The organism is Vibrio sp. MOR3 (assembly GCF_001557775.1).
Taxonomy (GTDB): domain Bacteria; phylum Pseudomonadota; class Gammaproteobacteria; order Enterobacterales; family Vibrionaceae; genus Vibrio; species Vibrio jasicida.
This window is the reverse complement of sequence record NZ_LNRD01000027.1, coordinates 1-26,036: the sequence shown is the minus strand read 5'-3', so window position 1 is coordinate 26,036 and position 26,036 is coordinate 1. Positions and strand designations below refer to the sequence as shown.

21 protein-coding genes and 2 pseudogenes are annotated in these 26,036 nt (G+C 46.0%); 16 read left to right on the top strand and 7 right to left on the bottom strand.

The genetic code is table 11. From position 1 onward, the window contains the following. From tuf to rpoC, 9 genes and pseudogenes are all read left to right on the top strand, one after another. A pseudogene (gene tuf / locus ATB76_RS27835) lies at nucleotides 1–137 on the top strand (elongation factor Tu); the annotation flags it as partial. A 266-nt stretch (nucleotides 138–403) separates the two neighbouring features. After that, a complete protein-coding gene (gene secE / locus ATB76_RS26215) occupies nucleotides 404–784 on the top strand; it encodes a preprotein translocase subunit SecE (protein ID WP_005440549.1) in 381 nt (126 codons plus the stop codon). 13 nt (nucleotides 785–797) lie between these two features. Continuing rightward, nucleotides 798–1,346, top strand: coding sequence for a transcription termination/antitermination protein NusG (gene nusG / locus ATB76_RS26210; protein WP_005440551.1), 549 nt, complete (start codon nucleotides 798–800; stop codon nucleotides 1,344–1,346). 144 nt (nucleotides 1,347–1,490) lie between these two features. Then, nucleotides 1,491–1,919, top strand: coding sequence for a 50S ribosomal protein L11 (gene rplK / locus ATB76_RS26205; RefSeq protein ID WP_005440554.1), 429 nt, complete (start codon nucleotides 1,491–1,493; stop codon nucleotides 1,917–1,919). 4 nt (nucleotides 1,920–1,923) lie between these two features. Beyond that, nucleotides 1,924–2,625: a 50S ribosomal protein L1 gene (gene rplA / locus ATB76_RS26200; protein WP_038873427.1), complete on the top strand. Its 702-nt coding sequence runs from the start codon at nucleotides 1,924–1,926 to the stop codon at nucleotides 2,623–2,625. Between the two features lie 291 nt (nucleotides 2,626–2,916). Next, a complete protein-coding gene (gene rplJ, locus ATB76_RS26195; RefSeq protein WP_005440560.1) occupies nucleotides 2,917–3,411 on the top strand; it encodes a 50S ribosomal protein L10 in 495 nt (164 codons plus the stop codon). A 57-nt stretch (nucleotides 3,412–3,468) separates the two neighbouring features. Then, complete coding sequence (gene rplL / locus ATB76_RS26190) at nucleotides 3,469–3,837, top strand: 50S ribosomal protein L7/L12 (RefSeq protein WP_005440561.1); 369 nt, start codon at nucleotides 3,469–3,471, stop codon at nucleotides 3,835–3,837. 250 nt (nucleotides 3,838–4,087) lie between these two features. Next, nucleotides 4,088–8,116, top strand: coding sequence for a DNA-directed RNA polymerase subunit beta (rpoB, locus tag ATB76_RS26185; protein ID WP_009705466.1), 4,029 nt, complete (start codon nucleotides 4,088–4,090; stop codon nucleotides 8,114–8,116). 105 nt (nucleotides 8,117–8,221) lie between these two features. Beyond that, the gene (gene rpoC, locus ATB76_RS26180; protein ID WP_038873424.1) at nucleotides 8,222–12,424 is read left to right on the top strand and encodes a DNA-directed RNA polymerase subunit beta'; all 4,203 of its coding nucleotides are present in this window, start codon (nucleotides 8,222–8,224) and stop codon (nucleotides 12,422–12,424) included. Nucleotides 12,425–12,735: 311 nt separating this feature from the next. On the opposite strand, the gene ATB76_RS26175 is transcribed toward rpoC, so the two are convergent. Continuing rightward, nucleotides 12,736–13,227, bottom strand: coding sequence for an Rsd/AlgQ family anti-sigma factor (locus ATB76_RS26175; RefSeq protein WP_038873422.1), 492 nt, complete (start codon nucleotides 13,225–13,227; stop codon nucleotides 12,736–12,738). A gap of 178 nt (nucleotides 13,228–13,405) precedes the next feature. Here ATB76_RS26175 and nudC point away from each other — a divergent pair, with 178 nt between their 5' ends. Both nudC and hemE read left to right on the top strand, forming a co-directional pair. Continuing rightward, entirely contained in the window at nucleotides 13,406–14,203 is a 798-nt protein-coding gene (gene nudC, locus ATB76_RS26170) for an NAD(+) diphosphatase (protein ID WP_039976396.1), read from the top strand. 247 nt (nucleotides 14,204–14,450) lie between these two features. Further along, nucleotides 14,451–15,518 (top strand): uroporphyrinogen decarboxylase, encoded by a 1,068-nt coding sequence (hemE, locus tag ATB76_RS26165; RefSeq protein ID WP_005433634.1) that lies wholly within the window; start codon nucleotides 14,451–14,453, stop codon nucleotides 15,516–15,518. Between the two features lie 221 nt (nucleotides 15,519–15,739). Here hemE and ATB76_RS26160 read toward each other — a convergent pair whose 3' ends face one another. Beyond that, complete coding sequence (locus ATB76_RS26160; RefSeq protein WP_042602749.1) at nucleotides 15,740–16,312, bottom strand: uracil-DNA glycosylase family protein; 573 nt, start codon at nucleotides 16,310–16,312, stop codon at nucleotides 15,740–15,742. Between the two features lie 7 nt (nucleotides 16,313–16,319). After that, the gene (locus tag ATB76_RS26155) at nucleotides 16,320–17,243 is read right to left on the bottom strand and encodes a D-2-hydroxyacid dehydrogenase (RefSeq protein WP_038882073.1); all 924 of its coding nucleotides are present in this window, start codon (nucleotides 17,241–17,243) and stop codon (nucleotides 16,320–16,322) included. Nucleotides 17,244–17,309: 66 nt separating this feature from the next. On the opposite strand from ATB76_RS26155, the gene ATB76_RS26150 reads away from it, so the two are divergent. Next, nucleotides 17,310–17,897 (top strand): DUF416 family protein, encoded by a 588-nt coding sequence (locus ATB76_RS26150; RefSeq protein WP_005434878.1) that lies wholly within the window; start codon nucleotides 17,310–17,312, stop codon nucleotides 17,895–17,897. Nucleotides 17,898–17,977: 80 nt separating this feature from the next. Here ATB76_RS26150 and ATB76_RS26145 read toward each other — a convergent pair whose 3' ends face one another. Beyond that, nucleotides 17,978–19,111, bottom strand: coding sequence for a hemolysin family protein (locus ATB76_RS26145; RefSeq protein WP_038873409.1), 1,134 nt, complete (start codon nucleotides 19,109–19,111; stop codon nucleotides 17,978–17,980). 253 nt (nucleotides 19,112–19,364) lie between these two features. Here ATB76_RS26145 and hupA point away from each other — a divergent pair, with 253 nt between their 5' ends. Beyond that, nucleotides 19,365–19,637 (top strand): nucleoid-associated protein HU-alpha, encoded by a 273-nt coding sequence (gene hupA, locus ATB76_RS26140; RefSeq protein ID WP_005433627.1) that lies wholly within the window; start codon nucleotides 19,365–19,367, stop codon nucleotides 19,635–19,637. Between the two features lie 39 nt (nucleotides 19,638–19,676). Further along, the gene (locus ATB76_RS26135) at nucleotides 19,677–20,375 is read left to right on the top strand and encodes a DUF1481 domain-containing protein (protein WP_061036339.1); all 699 of its coding nucleotides are present in this window, start codon (nucleotides 19,677–19,679) and stop codon (nucleotides 20,373–20,375) included. A gap of 85 nt (nucleotides 20,376–20,460) precedes the next feature. Here ATB76_RS26135 and purD read toward each other — a convergent pair whose 3' ends face one another. The 3 genes and pseudogenes from purD to ATB76_RS28520 form a co-directional block, all read right to left on the bottom strand. Further along, nucleotides 20,461–21,750, bottom strand: coding sequence for a phosphoribosylamine--glycine ligase (gene purD, locus ATB76_RS26130; RefSeq protein ID WP_061036338.1), 1,290 nt, complete (start codon nucleotides 21,748–21,750; stop codon nucleotides 20,461–20,463). A 118-nt stretch (nucleotides 21,751–21,868) separates the two neighbouring features. Further along, nucleotides 21,869–23,461 carry a bifunctional phosphoribosylaminoimidazolecarboxamide formyltransferase/IMP cyclohydrolase gene (purH, locus tag ATB76_RS26125; protein WP_038882075.1) on the bottom strand — a complete coding sequence of 531 codons (1,593 nt, stop codon included), beginning with the start codon at nucleotides 23,459–23,461 and terminating at the stop codon, nucleotides 21,869–21,871. 143 nt (nucleotides 23,462–23,604) lie between these two features. Then, nucleotides 23,605–23,679, bottom strand: a pseudogene (locus ATB76_RS28520) (phosphoribosylamine--glycine ligase); the annotation flags it as partial. A gap of 49 nt (nucleotides 23,680–23,728) precedes the next feature. Between ATB76_RS28520 and zntR the strand changes: the two are divergent. Together zntR and cadC are read left to right on the top strand one after the other, a co-directional pair. Beyond that, nucleotides 23,729–24,127: a Zn(2+)-responsive transcriptional regulator gene (gene zntR, locus ATB76_RS26120; RefSeq protein WP_038873397.1), complete on the top strand. Its 399-nt coding sequence runs from the start codon at nucleotides 23,729–23,731 to the stop codon at nucleotides 24,125–24,127. 163 nt (nucleotides 24,128–24,290) lie between these two features. Then, complete coding sequence (cadC, locus tag ATB76_RS26115; protein WP_038873394.1) at nucleotides 24,291–25,862, top strand: lysine decarboxylation/transport transcriptional activator CadC; 1,572 nt, start codon at nucleotides 24,291–24,293, stop codon at nucleotides 25,860–25,862. Nucleotides 25,863–26,036: the final 174 nt, after the last annotated feature.

The window sequence follows — 26,036 nt, the reverse complement described above, 5'->3', positions numbered from 1 at the left end:
TGGTAATGCCTGGCGACAACATCCAAATGGTTGTTGAACTAATCGCTCCTATCGCAATGGACGAAGGTCTACGTTTCGCTATCCGTGAAGGTGGCCGTACTGTAGGTGCTGGTGTTGTTGCTAAGATTTTCGCATAATTCTTAACGAATTAACGAATGTCTTCGGAAAATCTTGAATTAGATTTGACGAACCAGTATCAAAAAGGGCATCATTTGATGCCCTTTTTCTGCGCTCAACATTATTTTAGCTGTTTTCTTGTTCAGGATTTGGTTGAGAGTAGAGCAAGATTAGGCGGAGAGGCTTAATCTTAAGAGAGTAGCGCTGATTTTTTCAGCGATATGGAGTTTGCCCTGCAACAGCGGGGTTATTGTCGTCTATATTAAGACTTGTGACAGGTTGGTTTATGAAAGCAAATAATGCTGAAACTCCTGATAGCTCAAACGCAGCAGATACGTTTAAGTGGATTGCCGCTTTCGTATTAGCAGCGGCCGCTGTTGTGGGTAATTACCTGTATGGTGAGATGTCTGTAGTTGTTCGTGCTGCAGGCGTTGTTGTTCTTATTGCAGCTGCCCTAGGCGTTGCAGCGACAACGACTAAAGGTAAAGCAGCGATCAGTTTTGCAAAAGAATCTCGTATGGAAGTTCGTAAGGTTGTTTGGCCTACACGCCAAGAAACCATGCAAACAACACTGATTGTTTTAGCTGTAAGTATTGTAATGGCTCTAGTGCTATGGGGAATTGACGGCATCATGGTTCGTTTAGTTGCTCTAGCAACTGGGGTATAGAGGGTAGTGATTCATGAGTGAAGCTCCAAAAAAACGCTGGTATGTAGTTCAAGCCTTCTCTGGATTTGAAGGTCGTGTAGCTCAATCTCTACGTGAGCATATCAAAATGCACGCTATGGAAGAGCTATTCGGTGAAGTACTAGTTCCTACTGAAGAAGTAGTGGAAATGCGCGCGGGTCAGCGTCGTAAATCTGAACGTAAGTTTTTCCCAGGCTACGTCCTTGTTCAGATGATTATGAACGATGAATCATGGCACCTAGTACGCAGTGTGCCGCGTGTCATGGGCTTCATTGGTGGTACCTCAGACCGTCCAGCACCTATCACAGATAAAGAAGCTGACGCGATTCTTAACCGTCTTGAGAAAGCGAGTGAGTCTCCTCGTCCTCGTACAATGTACGAAGCGGGTGAAGTGGTACGTGTTAACGAAGGTCCATTTGCTGACTTCAATGGTACTGTTGAAGAAGTAGATTACGAGAAGAGCCGTCTGAAAGTGTCTGTATCGATCTTTGGTCGTGCAACACCAGTTGAGCTTGAATTTGGTCAAGTTGAAAAACTTGATTAAAAAAACACCTTTTTAAGGGTTGTCTAAGGCGCGAATTATGACTATAATTTCGCGCCTTTTTACTTCTCATGAAGTAAAGAGTTTTTACGTAAACGGGGAGCTGGTCAGCAGACTAGCGTTAGAACCCAAACTTTAGGAAATATCATGGCTAAGAAAGTTGAAGCTTACATCAAGCTACAAGTTGCTGCTGGCGCTGCGAACCCAAGTCCACCAGTTGGTCCTGCTCTAGGTCAACACGGTGTGAACATCATGGAATTCTGTAAAGCGTTCAACGCAAAAACAGAATCTATTGAGAAAGGTCTACCAACTCCAGTAGTTATCACAGTATACAGCGACCGTTCTTTCACGTTCGTAACTAAGACTCCACCTGCTGCTGTTCTTCTTAAGAAAGCTGCTGGCGTTAAGTCTGGTTCTGGTCGTCCAAACACTGAAAAAGTGGGCACTGTAACTGACGCTCAAATCCAAGAAATCGCAGAAACTAAAGCTGCTGATATGACTGGTGCTGACATCGAAGCGATGAAGCGTTCTATCGCTGGTACTGCTCGTTCAATGGGCCTAGTGGTAGAGGGTTAATAAGATGGCAAAACTAACTAAGCGCATGCGCGTAATCCGCGAAAAAGTTGACGTAACTAAAGAATACGAAATCAACGAAGCTGTTGCTCTTCTTCAAGAACTAGCGACTGCTAAATTCGTTGAATCTGTAGACGTTGCTGTTAACCTAGGCATCGATGCTCGTAAATCTGACCAGAACGTACGTGGTGCAACTGTACTACCTCACGGTACTGGCCGCGACATCCGCGTAGCAGTGTTCACTCAAGGTGCAAACGCTGAAGCAGCTAAAGAAGCTGGCGCAGACATCGTAGGTATGGAAGATCTAGCTGAGCTAGTGAAGAAAGGCGAAATGAACTTTGACGTAGTTGTTGCTTCTCCAGATGCAATGCGCGTTGTAGGTCAACTAGGTACTATCCTAGGTCCTCGCGGTCTTATGCCAAACCCTAAAGTTGGTACTGTAACACCTAACGTTGCTGAAGCAGTTAAAAACGCTAAAGCAGGTCAGGTTCGTTACCGTAACGACAAAAACGGCATCATCCACACTACTATCGGTAAAGCAAACTTCTCTGCTGAGCAGATCAAAGAGAACCTAGAGTCACTTCTAGTTGCTCTGAAGAAAGCTAAGCCATCTTCAGCGAAAGGTACTTTCCTGAAGAAAGTAAGCATCTCTACTACGATGGGTGCTGGTGTTGCAGTTGATCAGGCTAGCCTGAACACTCAAGCATAATTTATTTGCTTAGGCGCAAAATTTGTGTATAATTTTGCGCCTAATATTTGTGGTTGGGGCTGAACTTTGGTTCTTTGAACTGTCTCCTAGTTCGAAATGAATTAAGACCCAGTCTCCGTCCAAGACCGTAGGTGTTTGTGTCAAAACAAGCTTAATTATCCTACGTAGATGGTGCCCGAACTGACAGAAAGCTCTATGTAAATAGTTAACTTTCTTCTGGGAAGCACCTAAATAGCTCTCACTGTCGTGATGATAGTGAGTGGTGTAACGACAACCAGGAGTAAATCCAAGATGGCTTTAAACCTTCAAGACAAAAAAGCAATTGTTGCTGAAGTCAACGAAGCTGCCAGTGGTGCACTTTCTGCAGTTGTAGCTGATTCTCGTGGCGTTCAAGTTGGCGCGATGACTTCTCTACGTAAACAAGCTCGCGAAGCTGGCGTTTACATGAGAGTTGTTCGTAACACTCTTGCTCGTCGTGCGGTAGAAGGTACTGAGTACGAGTGTCTAACTGACACTTTCACTGGTCCTACGCTAATCGCATTCTCTAATGAGCACCCAGGTGCTGCAGCGCGTCTTTTCAAAGACTTCGCTAAAGAGAACAAAGACTTCGAGATCAAAGCTGCTGCATTTGAAGGCGCTTTAACTGACGCTGAAGTACTAGCAACACTACCAACTTACGACGAAGCAATCGCACGCCTAATGATGTGCATGAAAGAAGCTTCTGCTGGCAAGCTGGTACGTACTATCGCTGCTATCCGCGATCAAAAAGAAGAAGCAGCGGCTTAAGCCTTGCTTTTTACTGGTTGCAAAATAAACTTATTGTTGACTTAAAAGAGAATTGTTATGTCTATTACTAACGAGCAAATCCTAGACGCAGTTGCAGAAATGTCTGTAATGCAAGTTGTTGAACTAATCGAAGCTATGGAAGAAAAATTCGGTGTAACTGCTGCTGCTGCAGTAGTTGCAGGTGGCGCAGCAGGCGGCGAAGCTGCAGCTGAGCAAACTGAATTTGACGTAATCCTAACTGCAGCTGGCGGCAACAAAGTTGCTGTTATCAAAGCTGTACGTGGCGCAACTGGCCTAGGTCTTAAAGAAGCTAAAGCTCTTGTAGACGGCGCTCCAGCACCTCTAAAAGAAGGCGTTGAGAAAGCTGAAGCTGAAGCTCTTAAAGCTCAGCTAGAAGAAGCAGGCGCTTCTGTTGAAGTTAAGTAATTATTACTTAATTTCATAGCCTAACGGCTAATGGCTGGTGGTTTTTTAACCACCGGCCTTTTTGCGCTGTAGGGCATGAGCGAATTTTCCCGCTGTTTAAGCGTCTCATGTCTATGCAAAAAACATTTCATTCCTACGCAATGAAATGTCACTACAGTAAACAGCTATTTAGTCACTGTCCCTTACCCCCCTTAAGTAACTAGGTGCGGGCGGACGGTTTGGGTCACTTATCAGCGAGCTGAGGAACCCCATGGTTTACTCTTATACCGAGAAAAAGCGCATCCGTAAGGACTTTGGTACTCGTCCACAAGTTTTGGACATTCCATACCTGCTATCGATCCAGCTCGATTCGTTCGACAAATTCATCGAACAGGATCCTGAAGGTCAATACGGTCTTGAAGCTGCTTTCCGTTCTGTATTTCCAATTCAGAGCTACAACGGCAATTCTGAGCTGCAATACGTTAGCTACCGTCTTGGTGAGCCAGTTTTTGACGTTAAAGAATGTCAAATCCGCGGTGTAACTTACTCAAAGCCACTACGCGTAAAACTACGTCTAGTAATCTTTGATAAAGACGCACCAGCAGGTACTGTAAAAGACATTAAAGAACAAGAAGTCTACATGGGCGAAATTCCGCTTATGACAGACAATGGTACCTTCGTAATTAACGGTACCGAGAGGGTTATCGTATCCCAGCTGCACCGAAGCCCAGGCGTGTTCTTCGACAGCGATAAGGGTAAGACCCACTCTTCAGGTAAAGTTCTATATAACGCACGTGTAATTCCTTACCGTGGCTCATGGTTAGACTTTGAGTTCGATCCTAAGGATAACTTATACGTACGTATTGACCGTCGTCGTAAGCTACCAGCTTCGATCATCCTTCGTGCACTTGGTAAAACGTCAGAAGAAATCCTAGATATCTTCTTCGAAAAAGTGAACTTCGAAGTGAAAGACCAAACTCTACTAATGGAGTTGGTTCCTGATCGTCTACGTGGTGAAACTGCGTCGTTCGACATCGAAGCGAACGGTAAAACTTACGTTGAGCAAGGTCGTCGCGTAACAGCTCGTCATATCCGCCAACTAGAAAAAGATGGCGTTGATCACATCGAAGTACCAGTTGAGTACATCGTTGGTAAAGTTGCATCGAAAGATTACATCAACGAAGCAACAGGCGAGATCATTGTTAACGCTAACCAGGAAATTAGCCTGGAAGCACTAGCGAACCTATCTCAGGCTGGCCACAAATCACTAGAAACGTTGTTCACCAACGATCTAGACCACGGTCCATTCATGTCAGAAACACTACGTATCGACAGCACTGTTGATCGTATTTCTGCACTGGTAGAAATCTACCGCATGATGCGCCCTGGTGAGCCACCAACAAAAGAAGCTGCAGAAGCACTATTCGAAAGCCTATTCTTCTCTGAAGAGCGTTACGATCTATCGACTGTTGGTCGTATGAAGTTCAACAGCTCTATCGGCCGTGAAGATGCTCAAGAGCAAGGCACACTTGACGAGCTAGACATCGTTGAAGTGATGAAGAAGCTTATCGCGATCCGTAACGGTAAAGGTGAAGTGGACGATATCGACCACCTTGGCAACCGTCGTATCCGTTCTGTAGGCGAAATGGCTGAGAACCAGTTCCGTGTAGGTCTAGTACGTGTTGAGCGTGCAGTTAAAGAGCGTCTAAGCCTAGGCGATCTTGACGCAATCATGCCTCAAGACCTGATCAACGCGAAACCAATCTCTGCAGCTGTTAAAGAATTCTTTGGCTCTTCACAGCTTTCACAGTTCATGGACCAAAACAACCCGCTATCAGAAGTAACGCACAAGCGTCGTATTTCTGCATTGGGTCCTGGCGGTCTAACTCGTGAACGTGCTGGCTTCGAAGTACGTGACGTACACGTAACTCACTACGGTCGTCTATGTCCTATCGAAACGCCGGAAGGTCCAAACATCGGTCTGATCAACTCTCTATCTGCGTTTGCGCGTTGTAACGAGTACGGTTTCCTAGAGACGCCATACCGTCGCGTTGTAGATGGTGTTGTAACAGACGAAGTAGATTACCTATCTGCAATCGAAGAAGGCCAATTCGTTATCGCACAGGCTAACGCTGCGTTAACTGAAGAAGGCGGTTTTGCAGATGAGCTGATCACAGCTCGTCAAAAAGGTGAATCTGGTCTACACCCTCGTGAGCACGCTCAGTACATGGACGTTGCGACAAACCAGGTTGTATCTATCGCTGCCTCGCTTATCCCGTTCCTAGAACACGATGATGCGAACCGTGCATTGATGGGTGCGAACATGCAACGTCAGGCAGTTCCAACACTGAAAGCTGACAAACCGCTTGTTGGTACTGGTATTGAACGTAACGTAGCAGTTGACTCAGGTGTAACTGCAGTTGCTAAACGTGGTGGTGTAATCCAGTCAGTAGATGCTTCTCGTATCGTTGTTAAAGTGAACGAAGAAGAGCTAGTACCAGGTGAAGCTGGTATCGACATCTACAACCTAACTAAATACACACGTTCTAACCAGAACACATGTATTAACCAGCGCCCATGTGTGATGCCAGGTGAACCTGTATCACGCGGTGACGTTCTTGCTGATGGTCCTTCAACAGACCTTGGTGAACTAGCGCTTGGTCAAAACATGCGTATCGCGTTCATGCCTTGGAACGGTTACAACTTCGAAGACTCGATCTTAGTATCTGAGCGCGTAGTTCAAGAAGACCGTTTCACGACTATCCACATCCAAGAACTTACTTGTGTGGCGCGTGATACTAAGCTTGGTTCTGAAGAGATCACAGCTGATATTCCAAACGTAGGTGAATCTGCTCTGTCTAAACTAGACGAGTCAGGTATCGTTTACATCGGTGCTGAAGTTAAGGGTGGCGACATCCTAGTTGGTAAAGTAACACCTAAAGGTGAAACTCAGCTAACGCCTGAAGAGAAGCTACTACGTGCAATCTTCGGTGAAAAAGCATCTGACGTTAAAGATACTTCACTACGTGTACCTAACTCTGTATCAGGTACGATTATCGACGTTCAAGTCTTCACTCGCGATGGCGTAGAGAAAGACAAGCGTGCGCTTGAAATCGAACAAATGCAGCTTAAAGAAGCGAAGAAAGACCTAACTGAAGAATTCCAGATTCTTGAGGGTGGCCTTCTAAACCGCGTTAAAGCTGTACTGATCGATGGTGGTTACTCTGAAGCGAAACTAGACACAACTGATCGTAAGAAGTGGCTAGAACTAACGCTAGAAGACGATGCACTACAATCACAGCTTGAGCAACTTGCTGAGCAGTGGGACGAGCTAAAAGCTGACTTCGATAAGAAATTCGAAACTAAGCGTCGCAAGATCACTCAAGGTGATGATCTAGCACCTGGCGTACTGAAGATCGTTAAGGTTTACCTAGCGGTTAAACGTCGTATCCAGCCTGGTGATAAGATGGCGGGTCGTCACGGTAACAAGGGTGTAATCTCTAAGATCAACCCTGTTGAAGACATGCCATACGATGAGAAAGGTCAGCCTGTAGACATCGTACTTAACCCACTGGGTGTACCTTCGCGTATGAACATCGGTCAGATCCTAGAAGTACACTTAGGTCTGGCAGCGAAAGGTATCGGTGACAAGATCAACCAGATGGTTAAAGAGCAGCAAGAACTAGCGAAATTCCGCGAGTTCCTACAAAAAGTTTACGACCTAGGCGAAACTCGCCAGAAAGTAGACATTGCTTCTCTATCTGATGACGAAGTTCGTACTCTGATCAAGAACCTACGTGGCGGTCTACCAATCGCGACTCCAGTATTTGACGGTGCACCAGAAGCGTCTATTAAAGCGCTACTGAAACTAGCAGACCTACCAGAATCTGGTCAGCTAAAACTGTTTGATGGTCGCACGGGTGACCAGTTTGAGCGTCCTGTAACGGTAGGTTACATGTACATGCTGAAACTGAACCACCTTGTTGATGACAAGATGCACGCTCGTTCAACTGGTTCGTACAGCCTAGTAACTCAGCAACCACTTGGTGGTAAAGCTCAGTTCGGTGGTCAGCGTTTCGGTGAGATGGAAGTATGGGCACTAGAAGCATACGGTGCTGCTTACACTCTACAAGAAATGCTAACGGTTAAGTCGGATGACGTTAACGGCCGTACTAAGATGTACAAAAACATCGTAGACGGTAACCACAGCATGGAACCTGGTATGCCAGAATCGTTCAACGTACTGTTGAAAGAGATTCGCTCGCTAGGTATCAACATCGAGCTAGAAGACGAAGAGTAATCTCTTTTCTCTTGACCAAGGTTGAGAGAACCAAAAAGCGATTATTTGGTAGAAGGTGCTCACTTTAGCGAGTGAGCTCCTTTTAACTCCTTACAGGAGCTGATTGTGAAAGACTTATTAAACTTTCTAAAAGCACAGCATAAGACCGAAGAATTTGATGCTATCAAAATCGGTCTATCTTCTCCGGACATGATCCGTTCATGGTCTTTCGGTGAAGTTAAAAAACCTGAAACGATCAACTATCGTACGTTCAAACCTGAACGCGATGGTCTGTTCTGTGCGCGTATCTTTGGTCCAGTTAAAGACTACGAATGTCTTTGTGGTAAGTACAAGCGCCTGAAGCACCGTGGTGTTATCTGTGAGAAGTGTGGTGTAGAAGTTACACAAACTAAAGTTCGTCGTGACCGTATGGGCCACATCGAGCTAGCATCACCAGTAGCTCACATCTGGTTCCTAAAATCGCTACCGTCTCGTATCGGTCTACTAATGGATATCCCACTACGTGATATCGAGCGTGTTCTTTACTTCGAAATGTACGTAGTAACTGAACCAGGTATGACTGATCTAGAAAAATCTCAGATGCTTACTGAAGAAGAGTATCTGGATCGTCTAGAAGAGTGGGGTGATGAGTTCACTGCTAAGATGGGTGCAGAAGCTATCAAGGACCTACTAGGTTCTATGGATATGCACGCTGAAGCTGAACAAATGCGCGAAGAGCTAGAAACAACTAACTCTGAAACTAAGCGTAAGAAAGTCACTAAGCGTCTGAAACTGGTAGAAGCGTTTATTCAATCTGGCAACAACCCAGAGTGGATGATCCTGACTGTACTTCCAGTTCTTCCGCCAGATCTACGTCCTCTAGTACCACTAGATGGCGGTCGTTTTGCGACTTCAGATCTGAACGACCTATACCGTCGTGTGATCAACCGTAACAACCGTTTGAAGCGTCTTCTAGAGCTAGCTGCTCCGGACATCATCGTACGTAACGAAAAACGTATGCTGCAAGAGTCTGTTGATGCGCTACTAGATAACGGTCGTCGTGGTCGTGCGATCACAGGTTCTAACAAGCGTCCTCTGAAATCTCTTGCTGATATGATCAAGGGTAAGCAAGGTCGTTTCCGTCAGAACCTTCTAGGTAAACGTGTAGACTACTCTGGCCGTTCTGTAATCACAGTAGGTCCATACCTTCGTCTACACCAGTGTGGTCTTCCTAAGAAGATGGCACTTGAGCTATTCAAACCATTCATCTACAGCAAGCTAGAGACTCGTGGTCTTGCGACTACAATCAAAGCTGCTAAGAAAATGGTAGAGCGTGAAGAAGCTGTCGTTTGGGATATCCTAGACGAAGTAATCCGTGAACACCCAGTACTGCTTAACCGTGCACCTACACTTCACCGTCTAGGTATCCAGGCGTTCGAACCAGTACTAATCGAAGGTAAAGCGATTCAGCTACACCCACTAGTGTGTGCGGCATACAACGCGGACTTCGATGGTGACCAAATGGCGGTTCACGTGCCTCTAACTCTAGAAGCACAGCTTGAAGCTCGTACTCTGATGATGTCGACAAACAACATTCTGTCGCCAGCGTCAGGTGATCCGATCATCGTACCTTCTCAGGACGTTGTATTGGGTCTTTACTACATGACTCGTGACAAGATCAACGTGAAAGGTGAAGGCATGTACCTTTCTGGCCCTGCAGAGGCTGAGAAAGCATACCGCACTAAGACCGCTGAGCTACACGCACGCGTTAAAGTACGTATTACAGAAACAGTTGTAGACGAAGATGGTAACAGCACTACTGAGACTAAGATGGTTGATACAACTATCGGTCGTGCAATGCTATGGCAAATCGTGCCATCGGGCCTACCGTACAGCATCGTTAACCAAAAGCTAGGTAAGAAACAGATCTCTAACCTACTTAACGAGGCATACCGTAAGCTTGGTCTTAAAGATACAGTAATCTTCGCTGACCAAATCATGTACACCGGTTTCGCATACGCGGCACTATCTGGTGTATCTGTTGGTATCGACGACATGGTTGTACCGCCAGCTAAGTACACTGAAATCGCAGAAGCGGAAGAAGAAGTACGTGAAATCCAGGAACAGTACCAATCTGGTCTTGTTACTGCGGGCGAGCGCTACAACAAAGTGATCGATATCTGGGCATCGACCAACGATCGCGTAGCAAAAGCGATGATGGCAAACCTTTCATCTGAAACGGTAGTTAACCGTGACGGTGAAGAAGAGCAACAAGAATCGTTTAACAGCATCTACATGATGGCTGACTCGGGCGCTCGTGGTTCTGCTGCACAGATTCGTCAGCTAGCGGGTATGCGTGGTCTGATGGCGCGTCCAGATGGTTCAATCATCGAAACGCCAATCACTGCGAACTTTAAAGAAGGTCTAAACGTACTTCAGTACTTTATCTCAACGCACGGTGCTCGTAAGGGTCTTGCGGATACGGCACTGAAAACAGCGAACTCGGGTTACCTAACTCGTCGTCTAGTAGACGTTGCTCAAGACGTTGTTGTAACTGAACATGACTGTGGCACTCACGAGGGTGTTGACATGATGCCTCACATCGAGGGTGGTGATGTTAAAGTTGCACTAACTGAGCTAGCGCTAGGTCGTGTAGTAGCTGAAGACGTTCTTAAGCCAGGTACAGAAGATGTTCTGATCCCACGTAACACTCTAATTGATGAGAAGTGGTGTCAGATCATGGAAGAGAACTCTGTAGACAGCATGCGCGTACGCTCTGTTGTTACATGTGACTCTGACTTCGGTTGTTGTGCACAGTGTTACGGTCGTGACCTAGCACGTGGTCACCTAGTGAACCAAGGTGAAGCAGTAGGCGTTATCGCTGCTCAGTCTATCGGTGAACCGGGTACACAGCTTACGATGCGTACGTTCCACATCGGTGGTGCGGCATCTACTGCAGCAGCAGAGAACAGCATCCAAGCGAAGACAACTGGTACAGTTAAACTGCACAACGCTAAGTTCGTAATCAACAAAGATAAGAAGCTAGTAATCACGTCTCGTGCATCTGAGCTAACTATCATTGATGAGTTCGGTCGTACTAAAGAGAAGCACAAACTTCCTTACGGTTCGATGCTAAGCAAAGGCGACAACGATGCAGTAACAGCTGGTGACGTTGTTGCTAACTGGGAAGCGCACACTATGCCAATCATCACTGAAGTGGCAGGTCGCATCCAGTTCGTAGACATGATCGACGGTGTTACAGTTTCTCGTCAGACAGATGACCTAACAGGTCTATCTTCAAGCGAAGTAACTGATCCAGCAGCTCGCCCAGCAGCAGGTAAAGATATGCGTCCAGCTATCAAACTTGTTGATGAGCAAGGTAACGACGTAATGATCCCTGGTACTGAAATGCCAGCTCACTACTTCCTACCTGGTAAAGCGATTGTAAACATCGAAGACGGCGCAGAAGTAGGTGTGGGTGATACACTTTCACGTATCCCTCAGAAATCTGGCGGTAACAAAGATATCACCGGTGGTCTACCACGCGTAGCTGACCTATTCGAAGCTCGTAAGCCTAAAGAGCCTGCGATTCTTGCTGAGCACACAGGTACTGTGAGCTTCGGTAAGGAGACGAAAGGTAAACGTCGTCTAGTAATCACTCGTGACGGCGGTGACGCTTACGAAGAGATGATTCCTAAGCATCGTCAGTTGAACGTATTTGAAGGTGAGCGTGTTGAACGTGGTGACGTGATCGCAGATGGTCCAGAGTCTCCACATGACATTCTACGTCTACGTGGCGTACACGCGGTAACTCAGTACATCGCTAACGAAGTTCAAGAAGTTTATCGTCTACAAGGCGTTAAGATTAACGATAAGCACATCGAGACTATCGTTCGTCAAATGCTACGTAAGTGTACAATTACTCACGCAGGTGACTCTGAGTTCCTACCTGGCGAGCAAGTTGAATACTCACAAGTTAAGATTTCTAACCGTAACCTAGAAGCTGAAGGCAAAGAGCCAGCACGTTTCGAGCGTGAGCTATTAGGTATCACTAAGGCATCTCTAGCGACTGAGTCATTCATCTCTGCGGCATCGTTCCAGGAGACAACTCGCGTACTAACAGAAGCTGCGGTTTCTGGTAAGCGTGATGACCTACGTGGTCTGAAAGAGAACGTAATTGTTGGTCGTCTGATCCCAGCTGGTACTGGTTTCGCATACCACCAAGATCGTCAAGCTAAACGTGCTGAAGCGCAAGAAGGTCCATCTGCTGAACAAGCAACAGATAACCTAGCGGCACTTCTAAACGCTGGCTTCTCTTCTGACGAGTAATCGTTGAGAGCTTAAAAGAAAAGGCACCTTCGGGTGCCTTTTTTGTTTGAAGTCAAATAGAACGCTTACGCTCCGAGAGCGCTTCGCCTTAGGAATCGAGAGGTGTTGTTGGAGGGCTAGTGCAAGAAGTTTGGCTTCGAAAGGTGTTGACAGAACTTGTCCCTTAGAAAGACAAAATGAACCGAATCCCGAAAAACAAAAAGGGTTGACGAATACACGCCAACCCTCAAGAATCTTCTCGCTTCTCGCTTCTCGCTTCTCGCTTCTCGCTTCTCGCTTCTCGCTTCTCGCTTCTCGCTTCTCGCTTCTCGCTATGCGCCAGGCGGCATAGCTAAACTGTCGGCAATCAACTGAATCAAGTGATCCTCTACCGCAAAGCGCGTTTCGATAATTTCTCCAATCAGAGACATATCTGAATCGAAATCGGCCAGTTCATCTTCGGCTGAAACATCAGAGTATTTATCGGTAAAGTTAAGAAGCGGTTCGGTAGTTAGAACTATCTTCGCGTAAGCCTGATTAATTTCATCAGTAGCGACAAAGCCAGTCGCTTTCCATTTATCCATGACCATGTCGTATATCTTGAAATGGCCTTCGGAGATATAGTCAACAAGATGTTGGCAGAAGTGCTGTAATTCGTCTGGAGAAGGAAGTTCAATAACGTTCGTTTTCGAACAAGGTTGCAGTGCTGCAAGCTTACAATATTCGACAATCAAAGACTGTCTTGTTTCCAGCCAATGATCAATGACCTCACTTGAGCCACCCCATTGGTCCTGTGTTTGTTTGAATTTTTTTAGCATGACCATGCCCTCATGATCTGATCGCCCATTGGCGAACGTATCCTTTGCAAAGCAAAGTTAGTAAAGTGATTACAAACTCTTGTCCTTACTAGAATTTATAGTTGCAAATCTAACGAACAACAAACTCTGGTATGAAATTAGATTGCCAGTAAAATGGATGAACTTCAAGCAAAGGGACGCTGTAATGTTAAGAAAAGGTGAAGTTAACCGTACGAAAAACGCCTATTGGTGCGTTGTCTCAGGAAGTGATATCTGGCTGGTGGATGGTGCTATTCCATTTGGTAATGCAGAGCAGTTCTCGCTGCCAGAGGCGAGTGCAAGGCAAATTGGTGAATACCAAGGTGCCCCAGTCATATGGATAAACCTGTGTGATTTAGACCATGATTTAGATCTTGTGTCTTTGCGAGATTGTCTCCATTTCCCAGAGGCGCTTTTCTTGCTGATTAGTAAAGCGATTCAATATGGCCACATGACACAAAGCCTGCGCTTTTGCCCTCAATGTGGCGGGCGTAACTTCCTCAACAACAATCAATTGGCAATGCAGTGTGGTGAGTGCCGTACCTTACACTATCCGCGTATTTTCCCGTGCATCATTGTCGCTGTACGCAAAGATAACCAGATTTTGTTGGCACAGCACCCTCGTCATCGAAATGGCATGTACACCGTCATTGCGGGCTTTTTAGAAGTGGGAGAAACCCTAGAAGAATGTGTGGCTCGAGAGGTGCATGAAGAAACCGGCGTGCACGTTAAAAATATTCGCTATTTTGGCAGCCAACCATGGGCTTTTCCATCCAGCATGATGATGGCATTTCTTGCTGATTACGAGTCTGGCGAATTGAATCCGGATTACACCGAACTGTCAGATGCACAGTGGTTTGGTGTTGACGAGATGCCGCCGGTTGCACCAGAAGGGACGATTGCTCGAGCGCTTATCGAGCAAACGCGACAAGATGTCGAATCTAATTGGCTGAAAAATAGATAAAAAAAACCCTCCGAGAGGGAGGGGGTAAGTAAGATGTCGTTATGAGATGCTGAGTACCGGGTACTCAGTTTATAATTGTAGTTTTCGCTAGCGAACAAATTTTTAACACTGATACCGACTGGGTGCAAATTAAGCACTGATTTAAAAGTTAATAACTTGATCCAGGTTGCAAAGCACACAGCTATTAGCCTTAAATCAGTGATAGAATACCCCCTTTCAAAGAAAGCCTAACAATTGGAATTACGGAATGACTGAATTAAAAAATGATCGTTATCTGCGTGCCCTTCTAAAAGAGCCAGTAGATTACACGCCAGTATGGATGATGCGTCAGGCAGGTCGTTACCTACCAGAGTACAAAGCAACTCGTGCGCAAGCGGGCGATTTCATGTCTTTGTGTAAAAACGCGGAGTTGGCGTCAGAAGTAACGCTTCAACCACTACGCCGTTTTCCTCTTGATGCAGCGATCTTGTTCTCTGACATCCTAACTATCCCAGATGCAATGGGCTTAGAGCTTCGTTTTGCCGCTGGTGAAGGTCCGGTTTTCGATAAGCCAATCACTTGCAAAGCCGACGTAGAAAAGATTGGCCTGCCAGATCCAGAAGGCGAGCTGCAATACGTAATGAACGCAGTGCGTCAAATCCGCAAAGACTTGAACGGTGACGTTCCACTGATTGGTTTCTCTGGTAGCCCATGGACACTGGCGACTTATATGGTTGAAGGTGGCAGCTCAAAAGCGTTCACCAAGATCAAGAAGATGATGTACGCAGAACCACAAACGCTGCACCTACTTCTAGATAAGCTAGCAGACAGCGTTATCGAGTACCTAAACGCGCAAATTAAAGCGGGTGCACAGTCGGTGATGGTATTTGATACATGGGGCGGTGTACTGACTCCTCGTGACTACAACCTGTTCTCATTGCAATACATGCACAAGATTGTAGATGGCCTGATTCGTGAAAACGACGGTCGTCGCGTACCAGTAACATTGTTCACTAAGAACGGTGGTATGTGGCTTGAGCAAATCGCAGCAACGGGCTGTGATGCGGTAGGTCTAGACTGGACAATCAACATTGCAGACGCGAAAGCGCGTATCGGCGATAAAGTGGCTCTACAAGGTAACATGGACCCATCAATGCTTTACGCTTCACCAGAGCGTATCCGTGAAGAAGTAGCGGGTATTCTAGAAGGCTTTGGCGATGCAGGTACTGGTCACGTGTTCAACTTAGGCCACGGTATCCATTTGGATGTGCCGCCAGAAAACGCGGGCGTATTTGTGGAAGCGGTACACGAGCTATCTAAGCCGTACCACAAGTAAATTCGACTTTTTTGAAATCAAATACCGGCAATCAGTGTCGGTATTTTTTTATCTGAAACTCAAGGCTGTACAGCTCTGGTAGTATTTGGTCTGCCATGATCTAATTGCTATTTAGACTGTACGTTATACATTAAAATTTATTATAAACAACGATTTATGATTGTGGCTCTTGTGCGCTAATTTTTTTGTACAGATAAACAAGCAATTAGATCACGGGTAACCTAAAGCATCGAATGAACACGTTTTTTAAGGTGTGGCACGATGTCAGATTCAAACCAAGGATTCTTCTTTAGCCATAATATGTTGCGCGGAGAAGGGTGAGGAAGCGGGATAAAGTCCGGTTCCCAATCCTGCCATTGCTGAACAGTTTGCGTGAGCGTCTTTGGTTTGTTGGTGAGATAGTACTGCTGTGAGTACTGACCAATCAGCAGAGTCAGCTCTATATTGGGCAACTGCTCAAGAATCTGATTATGCCAAGCGGGCGCACACTCTTTGCGAGGAGGCAAATCGCCAGAGCTACCCTTGCCTGGATAGCAGAAGCCCATCGGGACAATGGCTATTTTGTTTGGGTCGTAGAAAGTGTCTTTGTCGATATCGAGCCATTGGCGTAACCGATCGCCGCTTGGATCGTTCCAAGGTATCGAGGTTTTGTGCACACGTGTCCCCGGCGCTTGTCCGATGATTAGGATGCGTGCGTCTTTTGCGGCTTGCACGACAGGGTTTGCACCCAAAGGTAAATCGTCTGCGCAGATCTGGCAAGCTCGCACTTGCTTTAGCAATGTTTCTAGAGACATAAAACGGTTAATACCCTTTGTCGAAATCAACTTGATTATTTAGAAAGAAACCGTCCCTCCAACTCAAGTAGTTGTCTGCAAAAATGTCGACTACTTGCTCAGGGAAACTTAACGCTGCGATGTGAGGAGTGATGGTTACTTGCGGAAGTTTCCAAAACGGATGTTGTGGTGAAAGTGGTTCTAGTTCAAACACATCGAGAAAAGCATGTTCGACCCAGCGATTCTTTAGAGCGAGCAACAGACCTACATCATCAATCACATCGCCTCTTCCAACATTAAATAGCAATGCCAGATTAAGATGGCTTAGCACCTGACTATTGAGTAAACGTTGCGTCTCTGTCGTGCTCGGCAGCGTATTTACCACGATATCCGCTTGGTGAAAGGCACTGGCGAGTTCATTGATATGAAAAGTTTGATTGAATTCACCGCCAGAAGTGGGGATACCAGTACGATTGATTCCTATGGCTTTCATGCCCATCAGTTGTGCCGTTTTACCCAAATGACTGCCGATACTGCCGGTGCCGAGAATCACCATGGTTTTGCTTTGTAGCGAGGTATATAGATGCGGCTGCCATTGTTTGGCCTGTTGCTGCTGGTGGTATTGCATGAAGTGACGGAAGTGAGCAATGCTGTAACCAATCACGTACTCGGCAATCAATGGACCAAAAATACCGCGAACATTAGTCAAGGTATAATCCCGGCGCAGATTCGGCATCATCAAAGCATTCACCCCAGCAAATGTTGATTGCACCCACTCAAGCTGTGAAAACTCGTCTAACCTTTGTGATAGTAATGGTGGATCCGCCAGAACGATCTGAGCATCTTGAGGTTTGTTTGTGATGGCAAGATCGGGCAGATTTTTGTCCGCTAGTAATGTTTCGTAGGTGTCGCGATGCTCCGAGAGCAGGAAAATCTGATTTGGATGCTGCATTAACTTTTTTCCCTGTGATGAATCAAGTACACTTTCGCTGATTTTTTCTTCAATGATTGAGTGACTATGCTTAAGAATCCTCTTCAGGTTCGTTTGGAAAAACTAGAACCTTGGCAACAAATTACCTTCATGGCGTGTCTGTGTGAACGCATGTATCCAAACTATGCGATGTTTTGTGAGAATACAGAATTTGCTGAGCCACGTGCTTACCGAGCGATTCTTGATAGTGTATGGGAAATTCTGACGGTTAAGAACGCGAAAATTAACTTCGAACGTCAATTAGAGAAGTTAGAAGAATTGTTCCCAAGTGCAGATGAGTTCGATTTTTACGGTGTTTATCCAGCGATGGATGCTTGTCAGAGCTTGTCGACACTGCTGCATGGTCTGTTGGATCGCGACTACCTTTTCGATTCAATGCTTAAAGTGAGCCAACAGTCGGTACAAACTGTTGCTGACCTAGAACAAGCACAAGGTGCAGAGCCAATCACAAACGACAACCAAAAAGAAAATGAAGCCGTGTGTGAAGAGTGGGATGTTCAGTGGGCTATCTTCCGTCCACTGCGTGAAGCGGTAGAGCGTGACATCAGCTTGATTAAAGATTTGCGTGAAGAGCTGCGCGAAGAAGCCGTGAGCAATATCGGCATTGCACTTTAATTGTTGAATAGATAAAACAAAGGCATCCATGGTGGATGCCTTTTTAATTTGTGCGTTCGAGCTGTTATGCCCAATGCTGATTACGATTCTTTAGAGTCTGGTTTGGTTGGCTCTTGAGCTTCTGGCTCTTTGTCCTGTTTCTCCAGTTGTTCCTCTTCTTCATCGTCGTCACGGCTTTCAATCACGCCGTGCTTCTCTTTCCAGTTTTCCCAGCGTTGATAAGCTAGCTCTTGCATGTCTGTGCTCTTATCCGCTTCGTCGATGATCTCTTCACCCAATAGGTGCTCAAAGATATCTTCAAGTGTCACTAGACCTTGAATTGTGCCGTATTCATCGACAACTAAAGCCAGTTGTAGACGGTGGCTCATCATCTGGTCGAACACTTTAGGTAAAGTGGTATTGTTTAGCACGACTTGAATAGGGCGCATAACGGCACCAAGTTGCTTTTCACCACTGCCAGATTGTTGCAGCTTGAACAATTCTAAGCGGTGTACGAAGCCAACAATATTGTCCGTTTGTTCACTGTAAACCAGAGGGCGAGAGAACGGTGTTTCTTTGTGTTTATCAAGAAACTCATTAATCGACATCGTAGCATCCACACGGAACACGACTGGGCGAGGTGTCATGACTTGAGTCACGGGTACATCTTGAATACCAAGTAGGTTACTCAGAATTTTTGATTCGCCTTCTGCGAACTCGCCACTTTCTCTTGCAAGAATCGCCATTGCGGATAATTCATCACGCATCTTTGGTGCTTCGTGGTTGCGTGCTAAACGCTTTGTAATCTGCTCTGAGAACCACACGAATGGTGTCAGTGCCCAAACCATCCAACGCAGCGATACGGCTGCTGCAGGCGCTAATTGACGCCAGTAGGTTGCACCAATCGTTTTAGGTACGATCTCTGAAAGTACAAGAATCGCTAAAGTCAGAACCGCAGAGAAGATACCAAGTGCTTCGCTACCAAACACAACTGCCGCTTGTGCACCTGCCGTTGCTGCACCAATAGTATGAGCAATAGTGTTTAACGTCAGGATTGAAGCCAATGGACGGTCGATGTCCGACTTCAGTTTTTCTAGCTGAGCTGAAGCAGGGTGCCCCTGTTGTCTGAGCTGTGCAATGTAGCTCGGACTGATACTCAGTAGTACCGCCTCCAGCACCGAACAGATAAACGAAACGCCGATAGCAATAGAGATATAAATGGATAACAGCAGCATAGTTGCCCTTGAATGTAATGTGATAGTTGGTCTTTGCAGAGATTATAACCGCAAAAGTGCCTTATAAATCGGTCTTATTGCATTAGAAAGCAAGAGCTTTCATCGTGCAAGTAGTAACAAATTGTGAGTTATTACTCATATTATGGCTAAAACTACGTCAGAAAATCGAAAGATCGCTTACAAACCTTTGCCAGATGGGGCATTTATGTTTTAGAGTGAGTTGAATTCGATAACATATGAGAAGGGAAACCTAATGAACAAGACCCAATTAATCGACTTTATCGCAGAGAAAGCAGATCTATCTAAAGCACAAGCTAAAGCTGCTCTTGAAGCAACTCTTGAGGGTGTAACAGGCGCTCTTAAAGAGGGTGACCAAGTTCAACTAATTGGTTTTGGTACATTCAAAGTGAACCACCGCGCTGCACGTACTGGTCGTAACCCTAAGACTGGTGACGAGATTCAAATCGCAGCGGCTAACGTACCTGCATTTGTAGCAGGTAAAGCGCTGAAAGAATCAGTAAACTAAGTTAAAATGCACCGAGGTATTCTGCCTCGGTGCAATTTCATGAAAAAACATCTACTCACTTCACTCCTCCTATCTAGCCTGACTCTTTTTGGCTGTGCTTCTGTAGAAACCCCAAACCTCGAACAATTTACTCATTTCTCTGGCGGGAAAATCATGGGGGATGCCACCAGCTTATACTGGATGACTGAGCGCCTTACGCGTGTCAGCAAGGCAGCAGACTATGTCACTATGGGTGATTACGGCTCGTATCAGAGTGATTATCGTTGGGATGACGATGAGCTCAGAGAGTTGATTCGAAAAGGTGAGCAACTCGATGCCAAACAAGGATTGGTGCCTTTTCAAATCCACATTCGATTCAATAAAGATGGTGATGCGATTTATCAGCAATACCGTGTGAACGGGAAAGTGCTACCTTTACAGCGAGATCAACTCGAACGATATAAGAAAGAAGCAAATGACGTGGTGGCTTCGATCAAGAAACAATCCCGAGATGGTAAGAGCCTAATCCAGGGTTATTGGGATGGGGAAACATTCGAAACCTGCAAAGGGCGAGAGTTTGCTACATTGGAATTTAACCAGACCCTGCCTAAGTTTGTGATAGATAGGTTAGCTTCAGTGGACAGTTACATTGCATTCATCGGCAAGGAGTCTCGCAGTACGGCAACCGTCGATGAATTGCTGATGCTCAATGATGATGATTTTGATTGCGTATCACGACCAAAGTTGATCTCGGATTAAACGTAGCTTCGAAATCTCTCGATAAAAACATAATAAAAAAGGCGCTGAATGCGCCTTTTGTCTTTTTAGCCAACTGAAGTTGTTTTTATTTTTCTTGCTCACGTGCAATTGCACGGTAGCCGATATCGTTGCGATGGAATACACCATCCCAACTGATCTGTTTTGCAAGCTCGTAAGCACGCTGCTGCGCTTCTGATACGCTGTTGCCAAGTGCCGTTGCACAAAGAACGCGACCACCGTTTGTCACGATGTCGCCGTCTTTGTTATCTGTACCAGCATGGAAGACTTTTTCGCCTTCAATTTCAACTTGTGGCAGACCCGAAATTACGTCGCCTTTGTTGTATGCTGCTGGGTAACCACCGGCCGCTAGCACGATACCAATCGATGCTCGTGGATCCCACTTCGATTCCGCTTGATCCAGTTTCTCGTCGATTGCCGCTAGGCACAGATCAACAAGATCCGATTCCATGCGCATCATGATAGGTTGCGTCTCAGGATCACCGAAGCGGCAGTTGTACTCGATCACTTTTGGAGTGCCATCTGCATCGATCATCAGACCCGCGTATAAGAAACCAGTGTAAGGGTTACCTTCCGAAGCCATACCACGTACCGTTGGGTAAATCACTTCTTCCATAATGCGGTTGTGGATTTCCTGTGTCACCACTGGAGCTGGAGAGTATGCACCCATACCACCGGTGTTAGGACCAGTATCTTTGTCGCCTACGCGTTTATGGTCTTGGCTGGTGGCCATTGGTAAGACGTTCTCACCATCGACCATAACGATGAAGCTTGCTTCTTCACCATCTAGGAATTCTTCGATAACCACGCGGCTGCCTGCATCACCAAATGCGTTGCCTGCTAGCATGTCTTTGATTGCGTCTTCAGCTTCTTCCAGTGTCATCGCTACAATCACGCCTTTACCAGCAGCAAGACCGTCGGCCTTTACAACAATCGGCGCACCTTGTTCACGAACGTAAGCAAGTGCTGGCTCGATTTCAGTGAAGTTCGCGTATGCACCCGTTGGGATTTGGTGACGAGCAAGGAAATCTTTAGTAAACGCTTTAGATCCTTCAAGCTGCGCTGCTGCTTGTGTCGGGCCGAAGATTGGCAGGCCTGCTTCACGGAAAGCATCAACCACACCGATAACCAGTGGCGCTTCAGGACCAACAATGGTTAGCTCAATCGCTTTCTCTTTTGCAAAAGCAACCAACCCTGCGATGTCTTCTACTGCGATGTTTACGTTCTTTAATTTAGGCTCTAGTGCTGTACCTGCGTTACCTGGAGCCACGAAGATAGTCTCAACATTTGGGTTTTGTGCCGCTTTCCAACCTAGTGCGTGTTCACGGCCACCTGAACCAATGATAAGAATATTCATAATATTTCCTTTGATTTCGCTCCTCCCTTTATTAAGGGGAGGTTGGGAGGGGTAAGTCGTGTGCGTACAACAGACCCCCTCTAACTCCCCCTTGGTAAAGGGGAAGACCAAAAACTAATTAGTGGCGGAAGTGACGCATGCCCGTAAAGATCATCGCCATGCCGTGTTCGTCTGCCGCTGCGATAACTTCGTCATCACGCATAGAACCCCCCGGTTGGATAACACACTTGATGCCCGCTTCTGCAGCCGCGTCGATACCGTCACGGAATGGGAAGAATGCATCTGATGCCATTACACAACCTTCAACCTGTAAACCTTCGTCTGCAGCTTTAATGCCTGCGATTTTCGCCGAGTAAACGCGGCTCATTTGGCCTGCGCCTACACCGATAGTCATGTCGCCTTTCGAGTAAACGATCGCGTTAGATTTCACGTACTTCGCTACTTTCCAGCAGAACAGCGCATCTTTTAGCTCTTCAGCGGTTGGTTGACGCTTAGAAACTACTTTAAGGTCATCTTCAGACACCATACCTTGGTCGCGGTCTTGGACCAGTAGGCCGCCGTTAACGCGTTTCACGTCAAAGCCAGTTGTCTTAGTTGTCCACTCACCACACTCAAGTAGGCGAAGGTTTTTCTTAGCAGCTACGATTTCTACTGCTTCAGCAGAAACAGAAGGAGCAATGATAACTTCAACGAATTGGCGCTCAGTGATAGCCGTTGCTGTTGCAGCGTCTAGTTCACGGTTGAATGCGATGATGCCGCCAAATGCAGACGTTGGGTCTGTTTTGAACGCACGGTCGTAAGCTTCTAGGATATCTTCACCTAGTGCTACACCACATGGGTTAGCGTGCTTAACGATCACACATGCTGGCTCGTCGAACTCTTTCACACACTCAAGTGCTGCATCTGTGTCAGCGATGTTGTTGTAAGAAAGGGCTTTACCTTGGATTTGGCGAGCAGTAGAAACTGATGCTTCTTCAGGGTTTGCTTCAACGTAGAATGCTGCTGCTTGGTGGCTGTTCTCACCGTAGCGCATGTCTTGTTTTTTCTCGAACTGTTGGTTGAACGTACGAGGGAATTTGCTCTCTTCATCACCTTCCTTGTTCTCACCGTAAGATGGAACCATAGTGCCGAAGTAGTTAGCGATCATGCCGTCGTAAGAAGCCGTGTGTTCGAATGCTGCGATAGCAAGGTCGAAGCGAGTCTCTAGTGTTAGAGATTTTTCGTTCGCGTCCATTTCAGCGATAACACGGTCGTAGTCGTGAGCGTTAACAACGATAGTTACGTCTTTGTGGTTTTTCGCTGCAGAGCGAACCATTGTTGGACCACCGATGTCGATGTTCTCAACAGCATCAGCAAGCGTACAGCCTTCTTTAGCAACGGTTTCTGCGAATGGGTATAGGTTTACAACAACCATATCGATAGGGTTGATACCGTGAGTTTCCATCACGTCATCGTCTTGGCCGCGACGGCCTAGAACACCACCATGAACTTTTGGATGCAGAGTCTTAACACGGCCGTCCATCATTTCTGGGAAACCAGTGTAGTCAGATACTTCTGTAACAGAGATGCCTTTTTCAGCAAGCAGGCGAGCAGTGCCACCAGTAGATAGGATATCGACACCGCGCTCAGCAAGAGCTTGTGCAAACTCAACAATACCTGTTTTGTCTGATACGCTGATAAGCGCACGGCGAATAGGGCGAGCGTTGTTCATGCTTCCATTTTCCTCAAATTCACGGAGTTAAAGATGTTTGCCAAAAATGAACTTGTTTCCACCTCTTAGGGTAAAATATTGGCCAGTTTTGGTAAAAACCTTTGCAGGGTGTTTTCTTATCAAGAAAACAGTCTCCACTATTTGATGGCGCGTATTCTAACCAATTTATTACAAAAAAGCTCGCGCAATCGTTTGGCATCTCAAAAATAATTGTAAAAACCTCGTGCTTTCGCTTAAAAAGTAACGAGATAGTTAATAAGGGAAGTTATGTTTCAGATAGGTGAACTGGCGAAACGCTGTGGTGTGACTGCCGATACATTGCGTTTCTACGAAAAAAATGCGTTGATTAAACCCGCAGGACGAAGTGAATCAGGCTATCGATTATATAATGAAGAGAACCAAAAGCAGGTACGTTTCATTCTTAAAGCGAAAGAGCTTGGTTTAAGTTTGGAAGAAATCAAAGAGCTGCTAGGGATCAAATTAGAAGCGACAGAACACAGTTGTGCTGAGGTGAAAGCCATTACTTCTGCAAAGTTAACTTTAATTGATGAGAAGATTGCTGAACTCAGCAAAATCCGTACGGCTTTGAAGAAGATAAATGACGCTTGCTGCGGGCATAACAATGATGATGCCAGCCATTGCTCGATCTTGGCAGCCCTTGAATAGTCTCATTTTTGCGTCATTTAACTTAAGTTTGCATTTTTGGCGGCTTGCTTTTCTAGGTTCAAGCCGCTTTCCCACCTATAATCTCGCCTTTAGTCGACCGTAAGAATTGTAGTCCCCCTATTCCTAAAGCGACGCTGTCTATCAGATACGAGAGTTTTCATACATGGTTGGAGTCTATTTTCAAATCAATGATTGGGTTTTAAGCGTTGATGAAAATAAGCTGTATCGACAAGACAGGGAAGTTACCGTTGAACCACGCTTAATTAATCTGCTGCATTTCCTTGCTGAACACGCGAGTGAAGTTTTCAATCGCGAAGAGCTGATCCAATATGTTTGGGCTGGTGCGATTGTGACGGATCAAGTCGTCACTCAATCGATTTTTGAATTGCGTAAGCTACTGCGTGATGGTCGAGAAGAAAACATCAGCTACGTGATCACTGTGCCTAAGCGCGGTTACAAGCTGGTGGCGAATGTGGCACCGCTATCGCATGATGAGTTTCTTGCTGCTCGTCATTGTGGCACTGATGAACTTCCTCCTGTCATTGACGATATGGAAGAAGAAGCATCTGAACTTCCCGCTCCGGCTATGACATTTCCAGCAGGTCCTTTAACTCGTGCTGTATGCGAGATGTCGAAAGAGAAAAAAGCACCGCGTAAACCCAACAAAATTAGTCCTTGGCGTTTAGGCTTTATGAACTTCATCTGGATCAGTATCTTGGTGGTCGTGATGGGGGTGTTTACTTATAAGCAATCGGAAGTGCGTATTACACAAGCCATTGATACCCACCTTATCGAGTTTAAGTTCCAAGATGATTTCAATAAAGGCGGGTTGAGTTACGACTTGGCCGACGGCTTTGCTCAGAAACTCATGGCAGATATCGCTCAGGTGAGTGATTACCGAGTGATGCTCAAGAAGGCGTCATTCACTAATGGTATTGTTCCGGGCAAATCGGTGGTGGTGCGAGTTCGAGAGAATGGTGGTGGCAGCTTCTTAGAAGTGGAATACCGCAATAACTCTTCAGAAAAGGTGTTGTTCAGCCGTCAATATGCTTTAACTAGCAGCCATTTAAAAACCGTTTTGCAGCAAGCCTCTTTGGATTTGATGCGAGTGCTTAAAGTACCTGATGCAAAACTCAAATCAAAAGTGCTGGTGGCAGGAATGCCAATGAACCCAGACGCGCTTGAGTTATTCGTTCAAGCCAACCATTATTTAAATGTATCAGACTCCGACCAATTCCAGCACGGCATTGACCTTATGGAGAAGATTCTAGAGATTGAACCGGACAATGCTTATGTGCAATCGGAATTGCTAATAGCTTACCATGTGCAAAAAGCGCTAGATCCTGCTTTGGAATTAAGAAAGGGAAGAGTACAACAGTTAAGTGATAAGCTAGAAGCGAACGCGAAGATGATGGTCGGTCCGATTCAGCCTCGTATCTACGAAGCCTTGGCTTTGCATGAAACCATTATTGGGGATATTGAACTAGCGAAACGTCATTTGAATCAAGCGCTAGAGGTGAGAGACTCGGTTTTGTCTTACGTGATTCGAGGCAAACATGCTGAATTGGATGGTGATTTGGATTGGGCAAGTGAGTCCTATAGCGAAGCCTTCTATATTGATACATCCGTAGAGACCTACTTACTGTGTGAGAACTTGGTTTTTCCAAGTAACATGAAGGCGATTGATTACGCCATGTATCGCGCAGTTCACCCTTCTGTAGTGCGTATGCTGTAATAAACCAGCTCTTGATGAGTAAGATACTTAGCCCTTCATTTCGGTGAGGGGCTAATTATATGGTCCGCCTCACTCTCAAGCCCTACGCTTAGAGTAGGCTCTCAGAACGAGGTGAACCATATGTCTACCATTCACATCTTAGGTATCGATTTAGGCAAGCACTGCTTTCATGCG